The sequence below is a fragment of the Mycoplasma sp. 11548 genome (genome assembly GCF_055523555.1).
Genome location: NZ_JBVFVF010000001.1, coordinates 295,846 through 315,582 on the forward strand (window position 1 = coordinate 295,846; position 19,737 = coordinate 315,582).

Genomic DNA, 19,737 nt, shown 5'->3' on the forward strand with positions numbered 1-19,737 from the left:
TTTAAATTATAATTCTATTTCTTAACTAAAAATATTTATTTTTAGTTATTTATCATTTTAATATTTTTGTTTTGATCTATAGCGAATTTATACTCTTTATTAAGAAGATTATAACCAGGTTCTTTTGTGTCACTTAGTTGTGTTATTATCCAATTTCCTGGGGTTAACAAACTACCTTCTCTTAACCCAGGGTAGTCGAGAAAAATTATAAAAGTTACGTTTCCACCATTTTCATTTAACTTTTGTTTTGGATTTAGACTTGTTGTATCATCATATACTAGTGATCTGTTAGACTCAGGTTCGATTGCAATCTTAAAATTACTTTTTTCTAGTTTAAGTCATAAGTCTTTTGTTACAGTTAGTACAAAAAATAAGTAATCCCTATAATTAGGATCCCTATGCACTACTAAATTAGTTATTTTCAATTGTTGTTCTTGCAATTCTTTTTTTGGTTCTGTTGGTGGAATTTGAGATTCACCTGGATCGCTTTTAACAGGATCTTGACTGGTTTCATTATTTTGTGTATCTGTAGTATTTTTCTCCTCTTTGTTCTTTTGATCTTTAGTTTCTTCTACATTAGAATTTTCTTGAGGCGTTTCACTGTTAGTAGATTTTGGCTCTGCACTATCCCCTGGTTGTTCAGATTCGTTACCTGTTCCAGTATTTTGGCTATTTTCACTGTCTCTTGCAGGATCTTGTACTGGTGGATTTGGTTTATCTGATGGTGTTTGATTTCAAGTTTGTTCTTTATTATCGTCAGATCGAGAACCACTTGGATCTTTAGTGTCTTCTAAATTAGATCCGTTATCAGCACTATTGTTTGGATTTTCTTCATTTGGTTGTTTTCCGCCATTTTCGGGTTCTTCTGTTACTGGATCTTTTGGGGTAGGTATAGGGTTGGGTTCGGTCTTAGGAGATTCTTGGTTACCATCACCATTAGTTGTTTCTTTAGTTGGGTCTGTTGGTGCAGGGTCATTAGTTCCCGGATTAGAAGGCACATTTTGTTCTTTTGGTGGTTCTTGAGTAGTATTATTTGTATCTTTTGGTTTTATATCTGAACCAGGTTGTTCCGATTCATTACCTGTTCCAGTATTTTGGTTGTCGTTTCCATTGTCTCTTGCAGGATCTTGTACTGGTGGATTTGGTTCAGTATTATTTCTGCCAGAATTTTCCGCTTTTAATTTCTTAATTTTAGCATCTAATTTATCTAATAATTCTTTTTCGCTACTTAATTTAGTTTTAGCATTTGTGTCTAAATTATTATATGTACTTAAAGCTTGGGTTACTTGTGCTTCATCATCTAAAGTTACATTGCCTTCAGTTTTGTTTAAAACTGGAGCATAGGTTGTTTTGAATGCTTTTACAACAGTTTCAGCAGGATCAATTGGTTTTTCAACTTGCTTGCCGCATGAAACAGTAGAAAAAGTTGTTATGGCTACTAAGTTTGTAGTTATGAGTATAAAATTACGTAATTTCATTATATTTACCTCCATAATGAATTTCTTTTTAATAAATTTAATTTTAAAAAAAGTATTAAGTTTATGTCTATGCCTACAATTATATATATATATATATATATACCAAGAAAAACGTTAAAAATCTTGTTAGTGTAAAAAATACTATAATATATGATATATTGTTTAGAAAGTTAGAAAACTTATAATTATTAAAGAGTAATTTATAAGTTATTATATTTCTCATCCTTCTTTTTCTTTTTATTATAATTTGTTTAATACTAAAAAAAGGCGAATAGAAATAGACAGGGAACAAATATACAGTTAAAACTTGAATATTTTTTCCCTGTCTGATATAAAGTCGCTCAAATTTTATCAAATCCTGGTAAAAAGCATGCAAAATATAATGAAAGAGTATAAAGTACTTTACGGAATAATTTAAAAAGTAATCCTTTAATTCATTATATATAAATGATGTAGATAAATCCCTACGTTTTATATAGTTTTATTAAAATAGAGTCAAAAGATCCTAGAAGCCAACAAAACACGTTAGCTTATTATCGGACACAAAATTCACCTTTTTTTGTAATGTTGTATAATTAGATAGCAATTTAATTTTTAAAGTTTTTTTCAGGTGGTTTTATTGATTAACTATGTTTTAATTGTTGTAAACTAAATAAGTTTTATAACCTATTTTTATCTTTGTTATATTAAAAAATTAAATTCTAGTTTATTTCAAATATAAGTATAAATTATTAAAAATACTTGGCAGTTTAAAATAGGATAGAAAAATTTATATTACTGGCCTAAATTAATGAGCTTTAAAAATTAAAATAACAAAATATAATCATTAAGGAGTTTTATGAAAACTAAGAAGATAATCATAGAAGCAGATGAATGAACATTAGTTGATGACTTTATACCAAGTACAAGTAAAAAAACATCATTTCAAAGCGAAGCACAATTAGAAAGTGAATTAATTAAACAATTACAAGACCAAAAATATGAATATTTAAATATCCATAATAACGATGATTTAGTGAAAAATTTAAGAATTCAAATTGAAAATTTGAATAATTGCAAATTTAATGATAGTGAATGAAAAACTTTTTTTCAACAAGAGATCATAAAGAAAACCGATTACAATTATAATTATTACGAGACAAAAACTATTCAAGAAGATTATATAAAAACTTTTAGTTTTGAAAATGGTCACCAAGCAAATATTAAATTAATTGATAAAGAGGATATACACAATAATAAACTACAAGTTATTAACCAGTATGAAACTAAGGGAAAGTATGAAAATAGGTATGATGTAACTATCTTAGTGAATGGATTTCCTTTAGTTCATATTGAATTAAAACGTAGAGGAATTCCAATTAGAGAAGCTTTTAACCAAATTAATAGATATCACCGTGAATCATTTTGGAGTGATGAAAGTTCTTTATTTCGTTATATCCAAATTTTTGTAATTTCAAATGGAACAAATACAAAATATTATTCTAATACAACCCGATATAATTTCCTTGAATCACAAACAATTAAAAACCCAAAAGCAACATCAAGTAATTCCTTTGAGTTTACTTCATTTTGAGCTGATAAGAAAAATAAAACAATCACAGATTTATTTGATTTTACCAAAACATTCTTTGCAAAGCATACCATTTTAAATATCTTAACTAAATATTGTGTTTTTACTGTTAATAATAAATTATTAATCATGCGACCATACCAAATCGCGGCAACTGAAGCAATTATTAATAAAATTAAGTTGGCTAAAAATTATAAAGAATATGGCACTGATAAATCAGGTGGTTTTATCTGACATTCAACCGGAAGTGGTAAAACCTTAACTTCATTTAAAACCGCAATATTAGCTACTAAATTAAAAGATAATAATGGAAATAAAAGTATTAAAAAAGTTTTGTTTGTGGTTGATCGTAAAGACCTTGATTATCAAACAATGCTTGAATATGATAAATTTCAAAAAGGTGCTGCTAACTCTAATTCATCTACAAAAATTTTAAAAACTCAACTTGAAGATGATGGTGCACAGATTGTTATTACAACAATCCAAAAATTGTCCAACTTTATCAAAAAATATCCTAGACATAAAGTTTATAATGATGAAGTAGTGATTATCTTTGATGAATGCCATCGTTCTCAATTTGGAGATATGCATAAAGCAATTAAAAGTAATTTTAAAAAATACTATATGTTTGGTTTTACAGGTACGCCAATTTTAGAAGCTAATGCTGCAGGTAGTGGCGGTATTAAAATTTGAACAACTCAAAAGCTCTTTGGTCCAAAATTACATAGCTATACAGTTTTGAATGCAATTGAAGATAAAAATGTTTTACCATTTAAAGTTGAATATGTCAATACGGTTAAAGAAAAAAGTGAGATTGATGAAAAATATGTGCAAGATATTGACAAAGAAGCAGTTTTATTAAATCCTGTTCGTATATCAAATATAGTGAGTTACATTATTGAACACTTTGATCAAAAAACATATCGAAGCAAAAGCTATAAATATTCAATTACAACAAAAGCTCAAACAAAGCAAGAACAATATGTCAAAGGGTTTAATTCAATTTTTGCTGTTGCTTCTATAGAAGCGGCTAAAAAATACTATGAGGAATTTAAAAAACAACAAAAAGACCTTCCCCGAGAAAAGCAACTAAAAGTTGGTTTAATTTATTCTTATGCTCCAAATGAAGAAGTTAATAATCAAGTTTTATCAGAAGAAAATAGCGAGAGTACTGATGATTTAGATATATCATCTCGTGATTTTCTTAGCAATGCAATTCTGGATTATAATAAGATGTTTAATTGTAACTTTGACACAACAGGAGATAAATTTCAAAATTACTATAAAGATATCTCATTAAGAATGAAAAATAAGGAATTAGATCTCCTTATTGTAGTTAATATGTTTTTAACTGGTTTTGATGCTACAACGTTAAATACTTTGTGGCTTGATAAAAATCTTTGAATGCATGGTTTGATACAAGCATTTTCACGTACCAACCGGATTTTAAATAGTATTAAAACATATGGTAATATTATTTCCTTTAGACGTATTGAAAAACGAGTTAAGGATGCTATTGCTTTATTTAGCGATGAAAAAGCTTTAGGTCTAGCTCTTATAAAAACGTTTGAAGAATATTACAATGGATATACAGATGAGGAGGGAAATTATAAAGAAGGTTATCTAGATATTATTAATGCCTTACAAGAAAAATTTTCATTAGATAAATGACCAATTGTTTCCGAGCAAGAGCAAAAAGATTTCATAAAATGGTTTAATACATATTTAAACATGAAAAACCTACTTGCAACTTTTGATAAGTTCCAAGGAAAAGAAATTTTGAGTGAACGAGACCATCAAGATTATTTAAGTCATTACCAAGACATTAAAGATGAATGAAAGAAAAAACTAGACTCAAACCCTAAAGAAAGCATTCTTGATGATATTATCTTTGAAATGGAATTAGTGAAAGAACATGATATTGATGTTGATTTTATTATGAACAACCTTGCCGAGTACTATGAAAAAGCCAAAGATCCAAAAGAAATTGATGTAAGTGATATTTTTAAATCAATTGAAAGGTTGTTAAATGCTAGCACAGAATTAAGAAATAAAAAAGATTTAATTAAAGAATTTATTGCAGAACTAAATTCAAATAAATCTGAAGAAAGTTTAGATTACAAACAAATCTTAGAACTATGAAATAAATATATTTCAAGAAACCTAGAAAAAGAATTAGATATCATAATAAAAGATGAAAATTTAAATTCTGAAAAAACATATAGTATAGTTAAAGATTGTTTTGAGTCAGGTCCTTCAAAACTATTATATGGCGATGATGTAAATCAAATATTTAATAATAGATCTAGGTTTAGCAAACAAATTGTTAATATCAAAACAAGGAAAGAATTAGTTATCCCTAAGTTGCTTGATTTAATTGAAAAGTATAAAGATACTATGTAATAATTAAATATAGCATGCAAAATTTTATTAAACACCCAATACATAAAATTGTATATTTTATAAATCGAGAAATACCACAAATAGTATAGTGGTATTTCTCGATTTAGTTTTAGTAGATTTTTTTAATTGTTGAACTAATCTAATTATTGTTTGATTTTTAAAATATCTAACTAGTTTTCAAACTTTCAAGATCTTTAATAATTTGATCTATCCTAATTCTTAAGTCATTTGCCTTTTTAACTGTTTGATCAATTTGCATATTTAAAGTTTTAATATCATTTTTTTCTCTTGTGTCTTCTTTTTGTACATAACTAGAAACTGATAAGTTATAGTTATTTTCTTTAATTTCTGTGTTTGAAACTACTTTGGCAAAATAGTCAATATCTTCACGTTTGACAAAAGCATTAAGAATATTTTGAATATTTTCTGGGGTTAACTTATTACTATTAGTTACCTTTACAAACTCATTACTTGCATCAATAAATAAAATATTATTATCGGCTTTAGATTTCTTTATGACCATGATTGTAGTAGCAATTGATGTTCCAAAGAATAAATTGCTTGGCAATTGGATTAAGGTATCAATATAATTATTATCAATTAAATATTGACGAATTTTTTGTTCAGCACCGCCACGATACATAATACCAGGGAAACAAACAATAGATGCTACACCTGTTACATCCAAGTATGCTAATGAATGCATAATAAAAGCAAAATCACCTTTAGATCTTGGAGCTAATACACCAGCTGGAGAAAAACGTTCATCATTAATTAAAAGTGGGTTTTTGTCACCGTCTCAATTAACAGAATATGGAGGATTAGAAACAATTACATCAAATAAAATTTGGTTACCGTTATCATTTGCAAAATATTGAGGATTTATTAAAGTATCTCCAAGAGCAATATGAAATTTATCATAACCTACATTGTGTAAGAACATATTCATTCTACATAAGTTGTATGTTGTATAGTTTAATTCTTGGCCATAAAATCCTTGTATATTATTATTGCCAAGTATTTTAATAGCTTGTAATAGTAATGAACCTGAGCCGCAAGCTGGATCATAAATATTTTTAATTTCAGTTTTGCCAACACTAGACAATTTAGTTAATAATTCAGAAACTTCTTGTGGTGTATAAAACTCACCACTTTTTTTACCACTATTTGCTGCAAACATACCAATTAAATATTCATATGCATCACCGAAAACATCAATACTAATATCATTATAATCGCCAAATTTTATATTTTTAATATTATTTAAAAACTTAACTATAGATTGATTTCTATGTTCTACAGTTTGGCCAAGTTTTACATCATTTAAGTATATATTATTAAATAACCCATTGAAATTACTACTTGCTTTTTCATTACTACTTGCTGATTTAGAAATGTTCTTAAAGATATCCCCTAATTCAATATTTAAATCTGGATTGTTCGTTGCTCTTTTAACTACATTTGCAAATAATTCAGAAGGTAAGATAAAGAAACCTTTATCTTTAACTATTTCTTCTTTTATTTCTTTTGCTTGCTCGTCAGTTAAATTTTCATAATTAAAATCAATATCTAAACTGGGAAATTTTTTTCGGACGGTTTTACCTTCCCCAACCATACCATTTGGCTAAGCCAAACGGAATGCTTTGGGAAGGTTTTTTATCTTATTCTTTTATAATTATATCAGTTTATAAATTCTTTGATTTTTTGTGATAATTCAATAAAAGTAAGTCTTTTACAGGTTTGATCAAAATTTGGGAAAATTTCACTTTTAAGAATTGAAAAGAAATATTCAATTTCACGATTATCAAGACTATTACCAATTCTTGACATTGATATTTTACCTTTTAGTGATTTTATTTTTTTAGTATATTCAAGCGAAGAATAAGCAGTTCCATGGTCAGAATGTAAAATAAAATTATTTTTGAATTTTGTATTGGTGATATTATTCAAAATTAGTTCAGTATCATTTCTAAGCGATAATTCATAGGTCACAAACTTAGTTTTATGATCAATAATTGCAGATAAATAAATATGATTCTGTTCAATATCTTTTGGTGCTGGTATATAGGTCACGTCTGTTGCATATATATTATTGTTGCTTGAATTATAATCTCTTTTTACTAAATCAGGTACTTTAACACTAGTATTTTTAGATTCTTTAGTTTTATGTTTTTGTCTAACAAATGTTTTCAAATTCAGTTTTTTCATATAATTTCCTAGGGTTCTAGGATTTATTTGAATATTATATTCTTGGAAAATATATTTAGCAAGTCTTCTTCGTCCATACCTTTCTTTATTTTCGACAAAACTTTGAAAAATTATTTCTTTGTGTTTAACCTTTAGTTCTTTAGTCTTGTTGTTATCTTTCAATTTCTCGTAATATGTAGATCTTGAAACACATATCATTTTAGATTTTTTAGTATGTGAAAGATTCTTGATTTTCTTTATCTTTGAGATATCTGCATCAATATTATTTTCATTAAAAATTTGATAGTAGTATTTTATAACTGCATCTTTTTCATCATCTTTAAGAGTATCAATTCATGTATAATCGAGAACTTTCTTTTTCTTTCTCCCAACACCTTTATCTTTCTTAGGTGATTTACCGCTTTGTGATTCTATGTTCATATTTAAATTATACAGTTTTCTTTTCTTTAACATATTTCTCATTGATTCTTTATTTCAGTATACTTTTCTGATATCAAAACAGAAATTATCAAATTCTGCCTTCGTTATTCCCAGGTTCAAATATTTATCGTATAAGTCAAAAATTTTGATTCATTCTTTAGTCTTTAAATGTCTCATAACTACCTCTTTTTCTTTATATTAAAAATATTCGGATTTTGTCCGAATATTTTTTCCCTGTCTAATCCACCTATATCATGTTCATCTTTATTTATGTAATTTGTTAAGTTTTCAGAAATATATCTATAGAACATGAAACCTAAAATATATGGCATTAATTCGATACCTGTTAATTGACCACGATGATCATTTGCTGCTTTTCATAAATTTCTATGCAATTCATCTCTGTGCATTAAATTTTCTTTATCATTATTCATATTAACTTTCCTTTTCTATAATTTAAATATTATTAAGTTGTTTTATTATAACATATTTTAGACTTTTAATCCTCAAGCATTATATATTCTGCTTGCTTAATTACATCTGTAATAGCTGACTTTTGATATTGTGGAGGATAATTATATTTCTTTAAACATTCTTTAATTTTGACCCTCATTTGTGAGCGGGTGGATTCTTTTGACGCTCAATCAGTTAGTGCATATTCTTCAACAACTTCTTTGAGTTCTCTAGCAATGAGGATTAATGTCTCATCACCAAGTAATTCTTGAGCATCTTTATCCCGTGCTAGTGCATCATAAAAAGCCCTTTCACGCCCGAAGACTCCGAGTTTTTGTGCCTCATATTCATCAGCAACCATTTCACTAGCAAAGTTAGTTAGTTGTAAAATTGTTAAAGCAGGTGTAAAACTGGCATCACGCCCATGGTACTCTTCTAGAATTCTTCTGAGCCTTTTTGAATATTCTTGTGATTTAAAGTAATTGTGTCTACGAGATTCAGCAATTGCTCTTTGTAGCAACTTTTGCACTATTTCGACAAAGATATGGGGAGGATTGCTTTTACGTAGTTGATCGATTTTTTCTTTTGTTAATAATTCAATTGCATTAAATGATGATTTTTGCTCTGCTGTTAATGATCTTACTTCATCACCTTTTATAGCTTCCGCTAGTAACTGCGATACATATTCATTCATCTCTTTGGTAGATACAATACCAGGTTTGTTACGAAGTTTTAAAATATAACTTCGTATAGCTAGATAATAAAGAATGTCTTTTCTTTCTTGTTTACTAACAATTCCGGCACAAACCACAAATGCTTGTTTTAAAGAAAGTGATAAATCAAACATAAAGGGATCTTCGCGCCTTGCTTTATCTTCTAAGATAAATTGTGCACCTTCTTGAATTGCACGAAATCTAGTTAAAGAATCCTTGGCTCAGAATTTATCTTTTGGTATTTTATGAAACCATTCATTAAGGATACTTAATTTTTCTTTGATAACGTCATATATTTCATTTTTAATATCTTGGATGTTGTTTTCTTTGTCACGAAGAGTATATTGATCTAACGCTTCTTCTAATGCACTATTTAAGCCAATATAATCAACAATTAAACCAGAAGATTTTCCAGGGTAAACTCTGTTTACCCTGGCAATTGCTTGCATTAAGTTATATGATTTTAAACGTTTAATAAAATACATAACTTCTAGATCTGGTACATCAAAACCAGTTAATCACATATCACAAACAATTGCAATCTTGTATTTAGAAGTATCTTTTTTAAATTCATCACCCAATTCTTTACGCAATGCATTATTACCAAATAATTTTCTTAGCTCTTCAGGGTCTTTGTTTGACTCAGTAACAACTAAGATAGTGTTATCTTTGTATGCTGGATATTGAGATATTATTTCTTTATATAGTTTGGCTGCTGCCATTCTAGTTTGACAAATAATCATTGCTTTGCCATTAATAATTCCCTTACGGTTTTCATAATGTTCGATAATATCACTTGCAAAAACTTTAATCATGTCATAATCTTCAAGTATTTGTTTGATCTTAGACATTTCATTTTTTGAACGTTCGATGGATTTTGCATCAGCTTGTTGTGTATTTTCTAAATTTTTGTAATATTGGTCAATTTCTTTGAGCACCTCATCATTAGTTCAAACTTTAGCTAGCCGCGATTCATAATACAATTTAACTGTTGAACCATCAATTATTGATTGGGTCATATCATATGCATCAATTATTTCTCCAAAAATATCTGTTGTTTGTTTTGTTTTAGTTGATACAGGAGTTCCTGTAAAACCAATAAACGTTGCATTAGGTAGAGCATCTCTAATATATTTCTCAACACCATATTTAAAAATTGCTTCCAGTTCTTCTGTTTCTGCATTTTTTTCATATGAAACAGTTTCATAAATTCCGTAGTGGCCACGGTGAGCTTCATCAGCCATAACAATAATATTATTACGCTCATTTTTTGGTAAGTGTTCTTTATCAAATTTAGCAATGGTACTTAAAATGATCCCGCCCTGTTTAATATTTGAGAGTTTTTTAACCAAATCCTCACGTGAACTAGCAATTACAGGCTCGCACTTTAAATAATCTTTAGCACTAAAAAATGTTTTATATAATTGAATATCTAAGTCAATTCGATCAGTTAGTAAAACAATTGTAGGAACATTTAGTTCTTTTTCAATTAGTAATTTATGTGCAAGCATTACCATTGAAAAAGATTTTCCACTGCCTTGTGTATGTCAGATAATACCAGCTTTACCATTTCCGTTTGGTTTAACTGTTTTTATAATTGAATTAAGCGCTTTATTAACACCAAAATATTGATGGTATTGAGCCATAATTTTAATTGGCTTATCATTTTTATCAATTATGTAAAAAATGTTATTTTTGATAATGTCGATAAGTCTGTTTTTATCAAATAAACCGTTGATAAAAACATCTAGTTTATTAATATAATCATCATTATAACCTTTTTCACCTGAGACACTCTTTCATTCATTGTAGCGATCTATTTTTGATGTTAAAGTACCCACTTTAGTATCAATACCGTCAGAAATAACTAAAAAAGAATTGTAATTGAATAAAGTTGGAATATCATACCTATAACCATCATGTTCAGAATTAGAACCAAGCTGAGCATAAGCATGTTCTAAAGTTGCATCTTGAGCATCTTCATTAAATGATTTTAATTCCATCACAATTAAAGGAATTCCATTAATATAAATGATAACATCGGGTATTCTGATACTTTTTCCCTCTTGGAATTTAACTTGGTTTGCAACTTGAAAAGTATTATTCTCAGGATTAGTAAAATCAATAAATCTAATAAAAGGATTTACAAAAAAATCCTTTGATTCAATTGTAATGCCATCAACTAATATTTTATGAAATGCATAGTTCCTTTCAAATAACGAAGGATTATCAAGGTTTTTGACAGTATTTATTGCTTCCTGAATTACATTATCATCATTAATTCTATTAATCTTTATTAATGAATCTCTTAATAAAGATTCATTAATAAAATCATCCAAATTTCTAGTTTGGATTCAATGATCATTATCAATAGTTATTCATTGATAACCTTTTTGTTCAAGTAAAGATATAATACTTATTTCAATGTCTTTTTCTTTTAGCATAATTGTAACTTTCTATATTATTTAGTGTAAGTAAAATTATATTTTTAATATTATAGGATTAGGTTATTTTTATATTAAATAGTTCTTATGTATTATATCAAAAATAAGTGTAATGTTATGCAATGTAAGTGTACATATCATATATGTAACAATATCTTGATAATTAACACTATCGGCAGTGTTGATGATTTGATAGAATTTAACAATAAAATTATTGATAAATTAAAGATATATAGTGACTTAATTTATCAAGATTATTTAAACAGATCATATAATAATACTAGTGTAAAATTAGGTCATTATTGTGAAATAAAAACTGGAAAACTAAATGTTAATTCAGCTGTTGAAAACGGAAGATATCCATTTTTCACTTGTGGTAGCGAATATTTATATATTAATAATTATGCATACGATTGCAAAGCAATAATTATATCTGGTAATGGTGTTATCACATGTAAATACTATGATGGTAAGTTTAATGCATATCAAAGAACTTATGTACTAACACCTAAAAAACACTTTTATTTATTCCTAAAATCATGTGAATTTGAGGTGAATAACTTAAATATTAATTCATCAGGTTCAGTTATAAAATTCATTACTAAATCAATGATTGAAAAAATATCAATTATACTAAATATTTATTCCTCAATAACTGATGATAAAATAGCTAAAATTTATAACTTAATATCCAAATATAAACAACAGAATATTAAATTACAAAAAATAAAACAAAATTTATTAAATAAATACTTCTAGTTAATTAACACTATCGGCAGTGTTGATGATTTGATAGAGAATTATCAAAACCAGGTTAAAGAGATTTTGAAAGTTGGAGATTTTCTTATTACTAAATCACCAATATCAGAACCTCTAACAAAATATGCAGATATTTACCTAGGAGGTACGCCTTCTAGATCTAAATCCGAGTTTTGAAATGGTAATATTAAATGAATTAATTCTGGGGCACTTACAGATAAACCAGCAGTAACTGAGCCAACAGAATATATTACCGCATTAGGCATTAAAACAATTGCAACGAAACCAGGAAATAAAGGTAATACCGTTTTATCAATAATCGAACCGAATATTAATAAAATTGCGGTTCTTTTAGATAATAATATATATTTTAATCAATCAATAATTTGTATAGCTGCTAAAGAATCAAAACATCATGGATTAATTTATTTTGCCTCTCGGAAATTAATTAATAAAATTAAACGATATGCTACTGGAGCAGCTCAACAATCATTAAATAAACGAATATTTGAACAATCTAAAATATATGTAACAAATAAAATTATAATAAAACAATTAAATCTACTTCTAAATAAGTTACTTAAACTAGAAGAGAAAATTCGAATTCTCAAACAAATAAAACAACAATTATTAAATAAATATTTTTAAAATTTGGTACCTTCAATAGTGGAGGTACCAAATGAAAGATTTTAAAACATTTTTACTTCATCAAAATTTATCAAAAAATACAATTGATTCATATCAATTTGCATTAGATTTATACTTTAAATATTTTGATGAAATCACTAAACAAAACCTATTAGCTTTTAAAGCACTTTTAGTTGATAACTATAAAGGAAAAACAGTAAATTTAAGAATTCAAGGTATTAACAAATACCTTGAATATATTAACAAAGAAAAACTAAAACTAAAATTTATTAAATTGCAACAAAAAAGTTACCTTGAAAATGTCATTAGTGATGCAGATTATGAATTCTTAAAAAACAAATTACTTAAAGATCAAAATTATGAATGATATTTTATTGTAAGGTTTTTAGGAGCAACAGGGGCTAGAGTTTCAGAACTTATTCAATTTAAATACGAACATTTAAAACGAGGTTATATAGATTTATATACTAAATCAGGAAAAATAAGGAGAATTTTTATACCTAAGAAATTACGTATAAAAGCACTAGGATATTATGATTCAGTTGATAGGGATGCTGGTTATTTGTTTCTTAATAAAACAAAGAAACAAATAACCACTAGAGGTCTATCACATCAACTAAAGGTTTTAGCTAAAAAATACAAAATGAATTTAAATGTTGTTTATCCTCATTCATTTCGCCATAGATTTGCTAAAAACTTTTTAGAAAAAAGAAAAGATATATCCTTGTTAGCAGATCTCATGGGACATGAATCGATAGAAACTACGAGGATATATCTTAGAAAAACTAGCGAAGAACAACAAGCTATTGTTGATAAAATTGTTGATTGATAAAATATTAGAAATATTTATTAAGAAGATTATCTTTTATTCGTTTTAAAAAGTTAATCTTCTTTTTGTTTTGAATTATTTGCTTGAAATAACAGTTTAATATTTGTTTTTCTTTATGAGATACATTAGCATAAACTAAGAAATTTATTGATTTGGAAGCATGCTTTATTGTTGTTCCATATGTATGAATATCAATTATTTGTTTATTAATTTTGCTATTTATTTCAAAAAAGACTAAGCCTTTATCTTCATTAAGACAAATAAGTTTATATATACCAGAAGAATAGGCTCCAACTAGACCTATATTGTTTCGCCCTGGTGCTCCATCAAAAGCTACAAGTATATCTTCAAAATCTGCATATGTGTAATTATCCAAAGTATCAACAAATGTATTTCCTAAAGATTTTAAATCACCAACTCTAATGTAATTTATTTGTCCAGGGTTTTTAGCTTCACAATATTTAGATGAACCAACCTCAAAACCTTTTTGGAATTGAACAATATTAGTTAGGGGATATAATTTCTTGCTTTCATTTAAATTATTAATTTTATTTTTTCCTAAATTTAATAATATTTCATTTTGTTTAGTTAAATTCTCAATCAAATCATCAACACTGCTGATAGTGTTAACTATGTGAATTTGATTGTCAATAGTCGGCAGCTCTATTCTTAAGTTTTCAAATGTTTTAATTTGTAGGTGTTTAATAACGGCACCTGTACCCTTTATTTGTAGAGTTTGTCTGTGTTTTAGCAAATAATAAAAAAGATATAGAGGTATTATTTTATTTGAAAGTTTTTCAAAATATATAAAACCTGAATATAAACACATTTTTGATCCAGTAAAAATTGGTATTCCTAAAGTTCCAGAACTTGATACAACTAATGTACCCTGAGGAACAAGTTTTGTTTTATTAATTCCTTCGCGGCTGATAAATTCTAGTGTATTATTGACAATTCTATCCCCGAGTTTAAAATCAGTGATTTTTAGCCATGGATATCCAGTATTTGAAAGATATTTACTAACAGGGAATGGTTGACAACCACGGCGAATTATTGTTAAATCCTTTAATTGATAAATCATTTTATATACCTCCAATGTTAACTATGTGTTGTTGGGTTTCTAAATTTGGTAATTCTATGTTGATGTTTTCTAATATATCTTTAGTTAATTCCTTCATAACAGCACCACTAGATATTGAATTGAAAAATTTAATTTTTGTTGAAAGTCAGTAATACATATATTCATTATTAATCAGATCCGGATTACATACCAATGATTTGAATCCTTGGCTTGTGCAAAGTTCAACCCTTGCAATAGCTAAATAGCCAATTGATGCTTTTGATGAAAGCAAAACAGTACCTTTAGGCACTAATGTAGTTGAACAACTATCATAACCTTCTTTAGTAATTAATTTATTGGATGTATAAATATATTTGCCATTAAATGATGATAAATCTGACGGAGTTATTCAAACAATATTACCATTTCAATATGCTTTATTTTTAGTAGATGGTGTTGAACCATTGATAATTTGTGCAATCTCCTTAATTTTATAAGTTCTCATATTATGAAACTAAAAGAAATATTAAAAATTTGTTATGGAAAAGATCAAAAAAATGTTGAAGTTGATTCAAGTGAAATACCAATTTTAGGGACCGGAGGAATAATTGGATATTCTTCAAAATACCTATATGATAAAGAATCAGTATTAATTGGAAGAGTAGGTACAATTGCAACACCTTTTTATATTAATAAACCTTTTTGAACTGTTAATACGTTATTTTATACTAAAATAGATGTTACAAAAGTTATTCCTAGATATTTATATTATTGATTATTAACAAAAAACTTAAATGTTCACAGAGAGGGTTCTGCAGTTCCCAGATTAACCAGAAAAAATTTAAATGAACTGGAGTTGACGCTACCAACTCTCCAATCCCAACAACACATAGTTAACACTATCTTATTTAATCTCTTCTTCTAAAATCTCTTTAACTTTTTCTTCTAGTTCCATGCCCTCCTTCATTAGTTTTAATAATTCAGCAGACGCAACTTTTAGTTGCTGTTTAATCTCTTCTGGAGATAATTTATTTGATTCATCTGCTCCTACATATCGCCCAGGATTTAAACTATAATCCTGGGCGATTATTTCATCCAGTGTTGCTTTCTTACAAAAACCTGGAAGATCTGTTAAAGTATTAGACTTAAAGTCTTTATAGGCTTTAAGGATTTTGTTTATATCATCATCTTCTAATACTCTAATTTTACGAGAAATTAGTTTACCCATTTCATCAGCATTAACAAATAAAATATCTTTATTTGTTTTATCTTTATTTAAGATTCAACATTGCACTGAAATGCTGACATTGGAAAATAATTTATTAGGTAAAGCTAAGATTGCATCAATTTTACCAGATTCAATCATAGCTTTACGAATTTTATAATCATCTTGAGTATTAGACGTTGTTGCTCCATTAGGCATTAAGATTGCTGCCTTTCCTTTTGGAGAGAGCTTTGCATACATTAATGATAATCAAGCATAATTACCGTTTTTTTCAGATGGTTTACCAAAGACTCAACGCGGATCTCCTTGCAGTGAAGGTTTTCAAAACTCTTTTAAGTTGTATGGTGGATTAGCAATTATATAATCTGCTCGCAATGATTTATGTAAGTCATCGGTAAATGTATCACCATTACGTTCACCAAGGTTTCCTTCAAGTCCTCTAATGGCTAAATTCATTTTAGCCATTTTTCAGGTTCCAGGATTTGATTCTTGACCAAAGATTGAAATGTTATCAATCTTACCTTGATGTTCTTTAACAAACTTAGAACATTGTACAAACATTCCGCCTGAGCCACAACAAGGATCATAAACTCTACCTTTATAAGGTTCTAAAATATCAACCATTAATTGAACTACTGATTTAGGGGTAAAGAATTCACCACCTTTAGTTGGAATATATTTAGCAAAAGCTCCAACATAATATTCATATACTTGCCCAAAAAAGTCCCCATCAGCATCTTCCATATTTAAATTATTAGTAAAAAAATCAACTAATTCACCTAAAGCAGTTTTATCTAAATCGCTTTTAGAATAGGTTTTAGGCAAAATTCCTTTTAATTGGTTATTATTTTTCTCAAGTAAAATGAATGCATTATCAATTACTTGACCTAAATTATCTTGTTTGGAATGTGATGCTACATAACTTCACAATGATTCTTTAGGAACAATAAAAACGTGTTCAGCTGTATAATAATCTTCATCTTCTTCGCGGCCATCATTATACTTAATTAATTCATTGTATTTAGCGATATATTTATCGCTAACGTATTTTAAAAATACTAGCCCTAAAACGATATTCTTATAATCAGCAGGATCAACTTTATCTCTTAGTTTTTCAGCTGCTTTCCATAAGATATCCTCATTTATTATTTGTGACATATCAAATTACCTCCTTTTTATATTAATTTATATATTATACATTAAGAATTAAACTATATAAATATTAAATAACTTAATTGTTAATGTTAAATAATCGAGCTTTTTGCTTGCTTGAATTAAATTTTATCTGGTGGAGATAAGGGCAGTCTAGCCCCTAAAATAGATAAAAATTTTAACATTTTAGTGAATTATAAACTATAGTAAATTAGACATGGAAAAATCAACCTAAAGTACCTGAATGATTTTTCCATGTCTAATTTCATGTTAACTTTCTGAAAGGTTTTAAACACTTGTTTTAATTTTTTAAATAAATAACTACACTTGAAGGATCAATGTTGAATTCTTTTAATATATTTTTAGCTAATTTTACTATTCTATCGGCACTAAAACATGTTTCAATAAATACCTTATTTTGAATTTCGTATGGAAGATTCATTCCAAAACTAGAATGGCGAATATATGGTTTGGATGTCTTAGTAAGTGTATAATCCCTATCAGCTAATTCATTAAATTTTTCTGGAACTATATCCTTAATTTCATCCATTAGACTTATGAAAAATTCTCTGAAACTTTTAATTGATATTGTTTTACCATTGAATGTATACATTTTAATTTTTGTAAATGCTAGGTTTGGCTTTTCATTAAGGTTATATGTGAGACTGTTATTTTCCCCTATTTCCTGTTTTTGAATATCTATGTTCTTGCCTTTATGCCTATTGCAAATTTTGTGAACAAGCTGTGCATTTTCAAATTTTGTTTGCCCGCCACGTGAATAAGGAATGATATGGTCTATTTCGCCTTCATTCACATAAAGGATTTCATTTTGACAAATAGCACATAAAGATTTTTGGTTTTAGGCAAGTTGTGGTTTTAAATACGTATCAAAAGTTCTTGAATCTTTCTTGAAGGGGTCATCTCCAACTATTGATGATATTAAACGTATTATAGTTAAAATTCTTTTTAGTACCCTATCCCTTGAACCACTAGAAGCGTAACAAGCATTATGATACTCATCATCATAAAGTTTTTTATAATTAATCTCCTTACGGATGATATCAGATTTTGTAATAAGCTTATTTCTATCAAATAAAGAAAATGCTATCATTATTGAGTCATAAAAAGTTGCACTAAATGTATTTAATATTTTTTTATTATCATAATCAACTGCAGCAAATGCATCAGTGCCAAGCACTTCTTTTACAATACTTAAAGTTTTGCTAAATATTTCTTTGTCTTGTTGGATTTGCTTTTCATCATCATATTGGTGTGCCTTCATGTAATTATTTAGGTGAACTTTCATACTTTGTTTATATGAACCAAAATCAATTAAAGCAAAGAATCTTAAAATTTTCTCTTGATAAGACATTCTATTATTTTCTGACTTAAACATAACTGCTACATTTTGATTTTTAGCAAGTTGGTTAATCATTGAATTATAATATCCACGATATACACAGTTTCTTATTTCTTGTTCTTTTAATGTAACAGCACCTTGATTTAGTCTTTCAAAGATCTCATATTTAACATCATTTGAATCTTCATCAATAACTATGGTTCTAATATAAGTCTCTTCTACAACATTTTGAAGCTTGTCATCTAAATCTTTAAAATATTTCCCTTCTAATTCGCTAAAAACTGCCATTCCTTTTAATTTATATTTATTTCTAATAAAATTTAAGAATGACATAATTCTTTGCTGTCCATCTACAACTAATAATTTTCCATTTTTTTCTTCGCTACAATAAATTGTTGGAAGTGGAATTTTCATTAACGCAGACTCAATCAATCTTGATGATTTTTCTATCGAATAGACAAATTCCCTTTGAAATTCTGGGTTTGTTTGAATTCTGCCTTTTTGTTCCGTTATATTAAACTCGCGAATAGTTAAATCTTTTGATTGAAAGTGTAGTTCTTTTTTCATATTTTATTTCCTTATTTAATTGGGGGTGTAAATACCTTTTGGTCTAAAATTAAAACTTTTTTTACTTTTGTAATTTTGGTGGAGATAAGGGGAGTTGAACCCCTGTCCACATATGAACACTTAGTTACTTCTACAGTTTAGGTCATTTTAATAATAATATAAGCAAAAACAACCAAAACAACTTATATTATTTTGCTAATCTCGTTATTAAGTCGCAACTTTAATAACTATCCTTAAAAGACCTGTTTAACTAACTTAAGGAGCATTAATTAAACAACTTGCATGCTATTTTTTAAGCGAATGCAAGATTTGCTTGTTGTTGGTACATACTTAATGTAGCAACTTTGTCTTCAGATTTTCCGTTTAAGAAAGCCTAGTAGGAATTATAGTCTCCCACACTACTGCAATAACTAAGAACCCATACATGTCGAAACCATTATATCCCCAG

15 protein-coding genes and 1 other RNA gene are annotated in these 19,737 nt (G+C 27.5%); 5 read left to right on the forward strand and 11 right to left on the reverse strand.

Features of this window, described 5'->3' with window-relative positions; translation table 4 throughout:
• Nucleotides 1-41 precede the first annotated feature (41 nt).
• Nucleotides 42-1,478 carry a hypothetical protein gene (locus AC0B4K_RS01215; protein WP_465103469.1) on the reverse strand — a complete coding sequence of 479 codons (1,437 nt, stop codon included), beginning with the start codon at nucleotides 1,476-1,478 and terminating at the stop codon, nucleotides 42-44.
• 838 nt (nucleotides 1,479-2,316) lie between these two features.
• On the opposite strand from AC0B4K_RS01215, the gene AC0B4K_RS01220 reads away from it, so the two are divergent.
• A complete protein-coding gene (locus tag AC0B4K_RS01220; RefSeq protein WP_465103470.1) occupies nucleotides 2,317-5,451 on the forward strand; it encodes a type I restriction endonuclease subunit R in 3,135 nt (1,044 codons plus the stop codon).
• Between the two features lie 166 nt (nucleotides 5,452-5,617).
• On the opposite strand, the gene AC0B4K_RS01225 is transcribed toward AC0B4K_RS01220, so the two are convergent.
• The 4 genes from AC0B4K_RS01225 to AC0B4K_RS01240 all read right to left on the reverse strand — a co-directional run bounded on the left by AC0B4K_RS01225 (nucleotide 5,618) and on the right by AC0B4K_RS01240 (nucleotide 11,689).
• The gene (locus tag AC0B4K_RS01225) at nucleotides 5,618-7,066 is read right to left on the reverse strand and encodes a type I restriction-modification system subunit M (protein ID WP_465103471.1); all 1,449 of its coding nucleotides are present in this window, start codon (nucleotides 7,064-7,066) and stop codon (nucleotides 5,618-5,620) included.
• 41 nt (nucleotides 7,067-7,107) lie between these two features.
• Entirely contained in the window at nucleotides 7,108-8,256 is a 1,149-nt protein-coding gene (locus AC0B4K_RS01230; protein ID WP_465103472.1) for an IS3 family transposase, read from the reverse strand.
• Nucleotides 8,257-8,258: 2 nt separating this feature from the next.
• Nucleotides 8,259-8,513: a type I restriction-modification system subunit M N-terminal domain-containing protein gene (locus tag AC0B4K_RS01235; protein ID WP_465103473.1), complete on the reverse strand. Its 255-nt coding sequence runs from the start codon at nucleotides 8,511-8,513 to the stop codon at nucleotides 8,259-8,261.
• Between the two features lie 65 nt (nucleotides 8,514-8,578).
• A complete protein-coding gene (locus tag AC0B4K_RS01240) occupies nucleotides 8,579-11,689 on the reverse strand; it encodes a type I restriction endonuclease subunit R (RefSeq protein ID WP_465103474.1) in 3,111 nt (1,036 codons plus the stop codon).
• Between the two features lie 156 nt (nucleotides 11,690-11,845).
• Between AC0B4K_RS01240 and AC0B4K_RS01245 the strand changes: the two genes are divergently transcribed.
• The 3 genes from AC0B4K_RS01245 to AC0B4K_RS01255 are packed head-to-tail and all read left to right on the forward strand — an operon-like array spanning nucleotide 11,846 to nucleotide 13,928.
• Nucleotides 11,846-12,448 carry a restriction endonuclease subunit S gene (locus AC0B4K_RS01245; protein WP_465103475.1) on the forward strand — a complete coding sequence of 201 codons (603 nt, stop codon included), beginning with the start codon at nucleotides 11,846-11,848 and terminating at the stop codon, nucleotides 12,446-12,448.
• 30 nt (nucleotides 12,449-12,478) lie between these two features.
• Nucleotides 12,479-13,096: a restriction endonuclease subunit S gene (locus AC0B4K_RS01250; RefSeq protein ID WP_465103476.1), complete on the forward strand. Its 618-nt coding sequence runs from the start codon at nucleotides 12,479-12,481 to the stop codon at nucleotides 13,094-13,096.
• A 31-nt stretch (nucleotides 13,097-13,127) separates the two neighbouring features.
• Complete coding sequence (locus tag AC0B4K_RS01255; protein WP_465103477.1) at nucleotides 13,128-13,928, forward strand: tyrosine-type recombinase/integrase; 801 nt, start codon at nucleotides 13,128-13,130, stop codon at nucleotides 13,926-13,928.
• 4 nt (nucleotides 13,929-13,932) lie between these two features.
• On the opposite strand, the gene AC0B4K_RS01260 is transcribed toward AC0B4K_RS01255, so the two are convergent.
• Nucleotides 13,933-15,006 carry a restriction endonuclease subunit S gene (locus tag AC0B4K_RS01260; RefSeq protein ID WP_465103478.1) on the reverse strand — a complete coding sequence of 358 codons (1,074 nt, stop codon included), beginning with the start codon at nucleotides 15,004-15,006 and terminating at the stop codon, nucleotides 13,933-13,935.
• Nucleotide 15,007: 1 nt separating this feature from the next.
• Nucleotides 15,008-15,490 (reverse strand): restriction endonuclease subunit S, encoded by a 483-nt coding sequence (locus AC0B4K_RS01265; protein WP_465103479.1) that lies wholly within the window; start codon nucleotides 15,488-15,490, stop codon nucleotides 15,008-15,010.
• 3 nt (nucleotides 15,491-15,493) lie between these two features.
• Here AC0B4K_RS01265 and AC0B4K_RS01270 point away from each other — a divergent pair, with 3 nt between their 5' ends.
• Nucleotides 15,494-15,910, forward strand: a complete 417-nt coding sequence (locus AC0B4K_RS01270; protein WP_465103480.1) for a restriction endonuclease subunit S — start codon at nucleotides 15,494-15,496, stop codon at nucleotides 15,908-15,910.
• On the opposite strand, the gene AC0B4K_RS01275 is transcribed toward AC0B4K_RS01270, so the two are convergent.
• The 4 genes from AC0B4K_RS01275 to ssrA form a co-directional block, all read right to left on the reverse strand.
• Nucleotides 15,890-17,368, reverse strand: a complete 1,479-nt coding sequence (locus tag AC0B4K_RS01275; RefSeq protein ID WP_465103481.1) for a type I restriction-modification system subunit M — start codon at nucleotides 17,366-17,368, stop codon at nucleotides 15,890-15,892. The genes AC0B4K_RS01270 and AC0B4K_RS01275 overlap by 21 nt on opposite strands.
• 295 nt (nucleotides 17,369-17,663) lie before the next feature.
• A complete protein-coding gene (locus AC0B4K_RS01280) occupies nucleotides 17,664-18,209 on the reverse strand; it encodes an HNH endonuclease (protein WP_465103984.1) in 546 nt (181 codons plus the stop codon).
• Between the two features lie 12 nt (nucleotides 18,210-18,221).
• Entirely contained in the window at nucleotides 18,222-19,289 is a 1,068-nt protein-coding gene (locus tag AC0B4K_RS01285; protein WP_465103482.1) for a GmrSD restriction endonuclease domain-containing protein, read from the reverse strand.
• Between the two features lie 76 nt (nucleotides 19,290-19,365).
• Nucleotides 19,366-19,735, reverse strand: a transfer-messenger RNA (tmRNA) gene (gene ssrA, locus AC0B4K_RS01290).
• Between the last annotated feature and the right edge of the window lie 2 nt (nucleotides 19,736-19,737).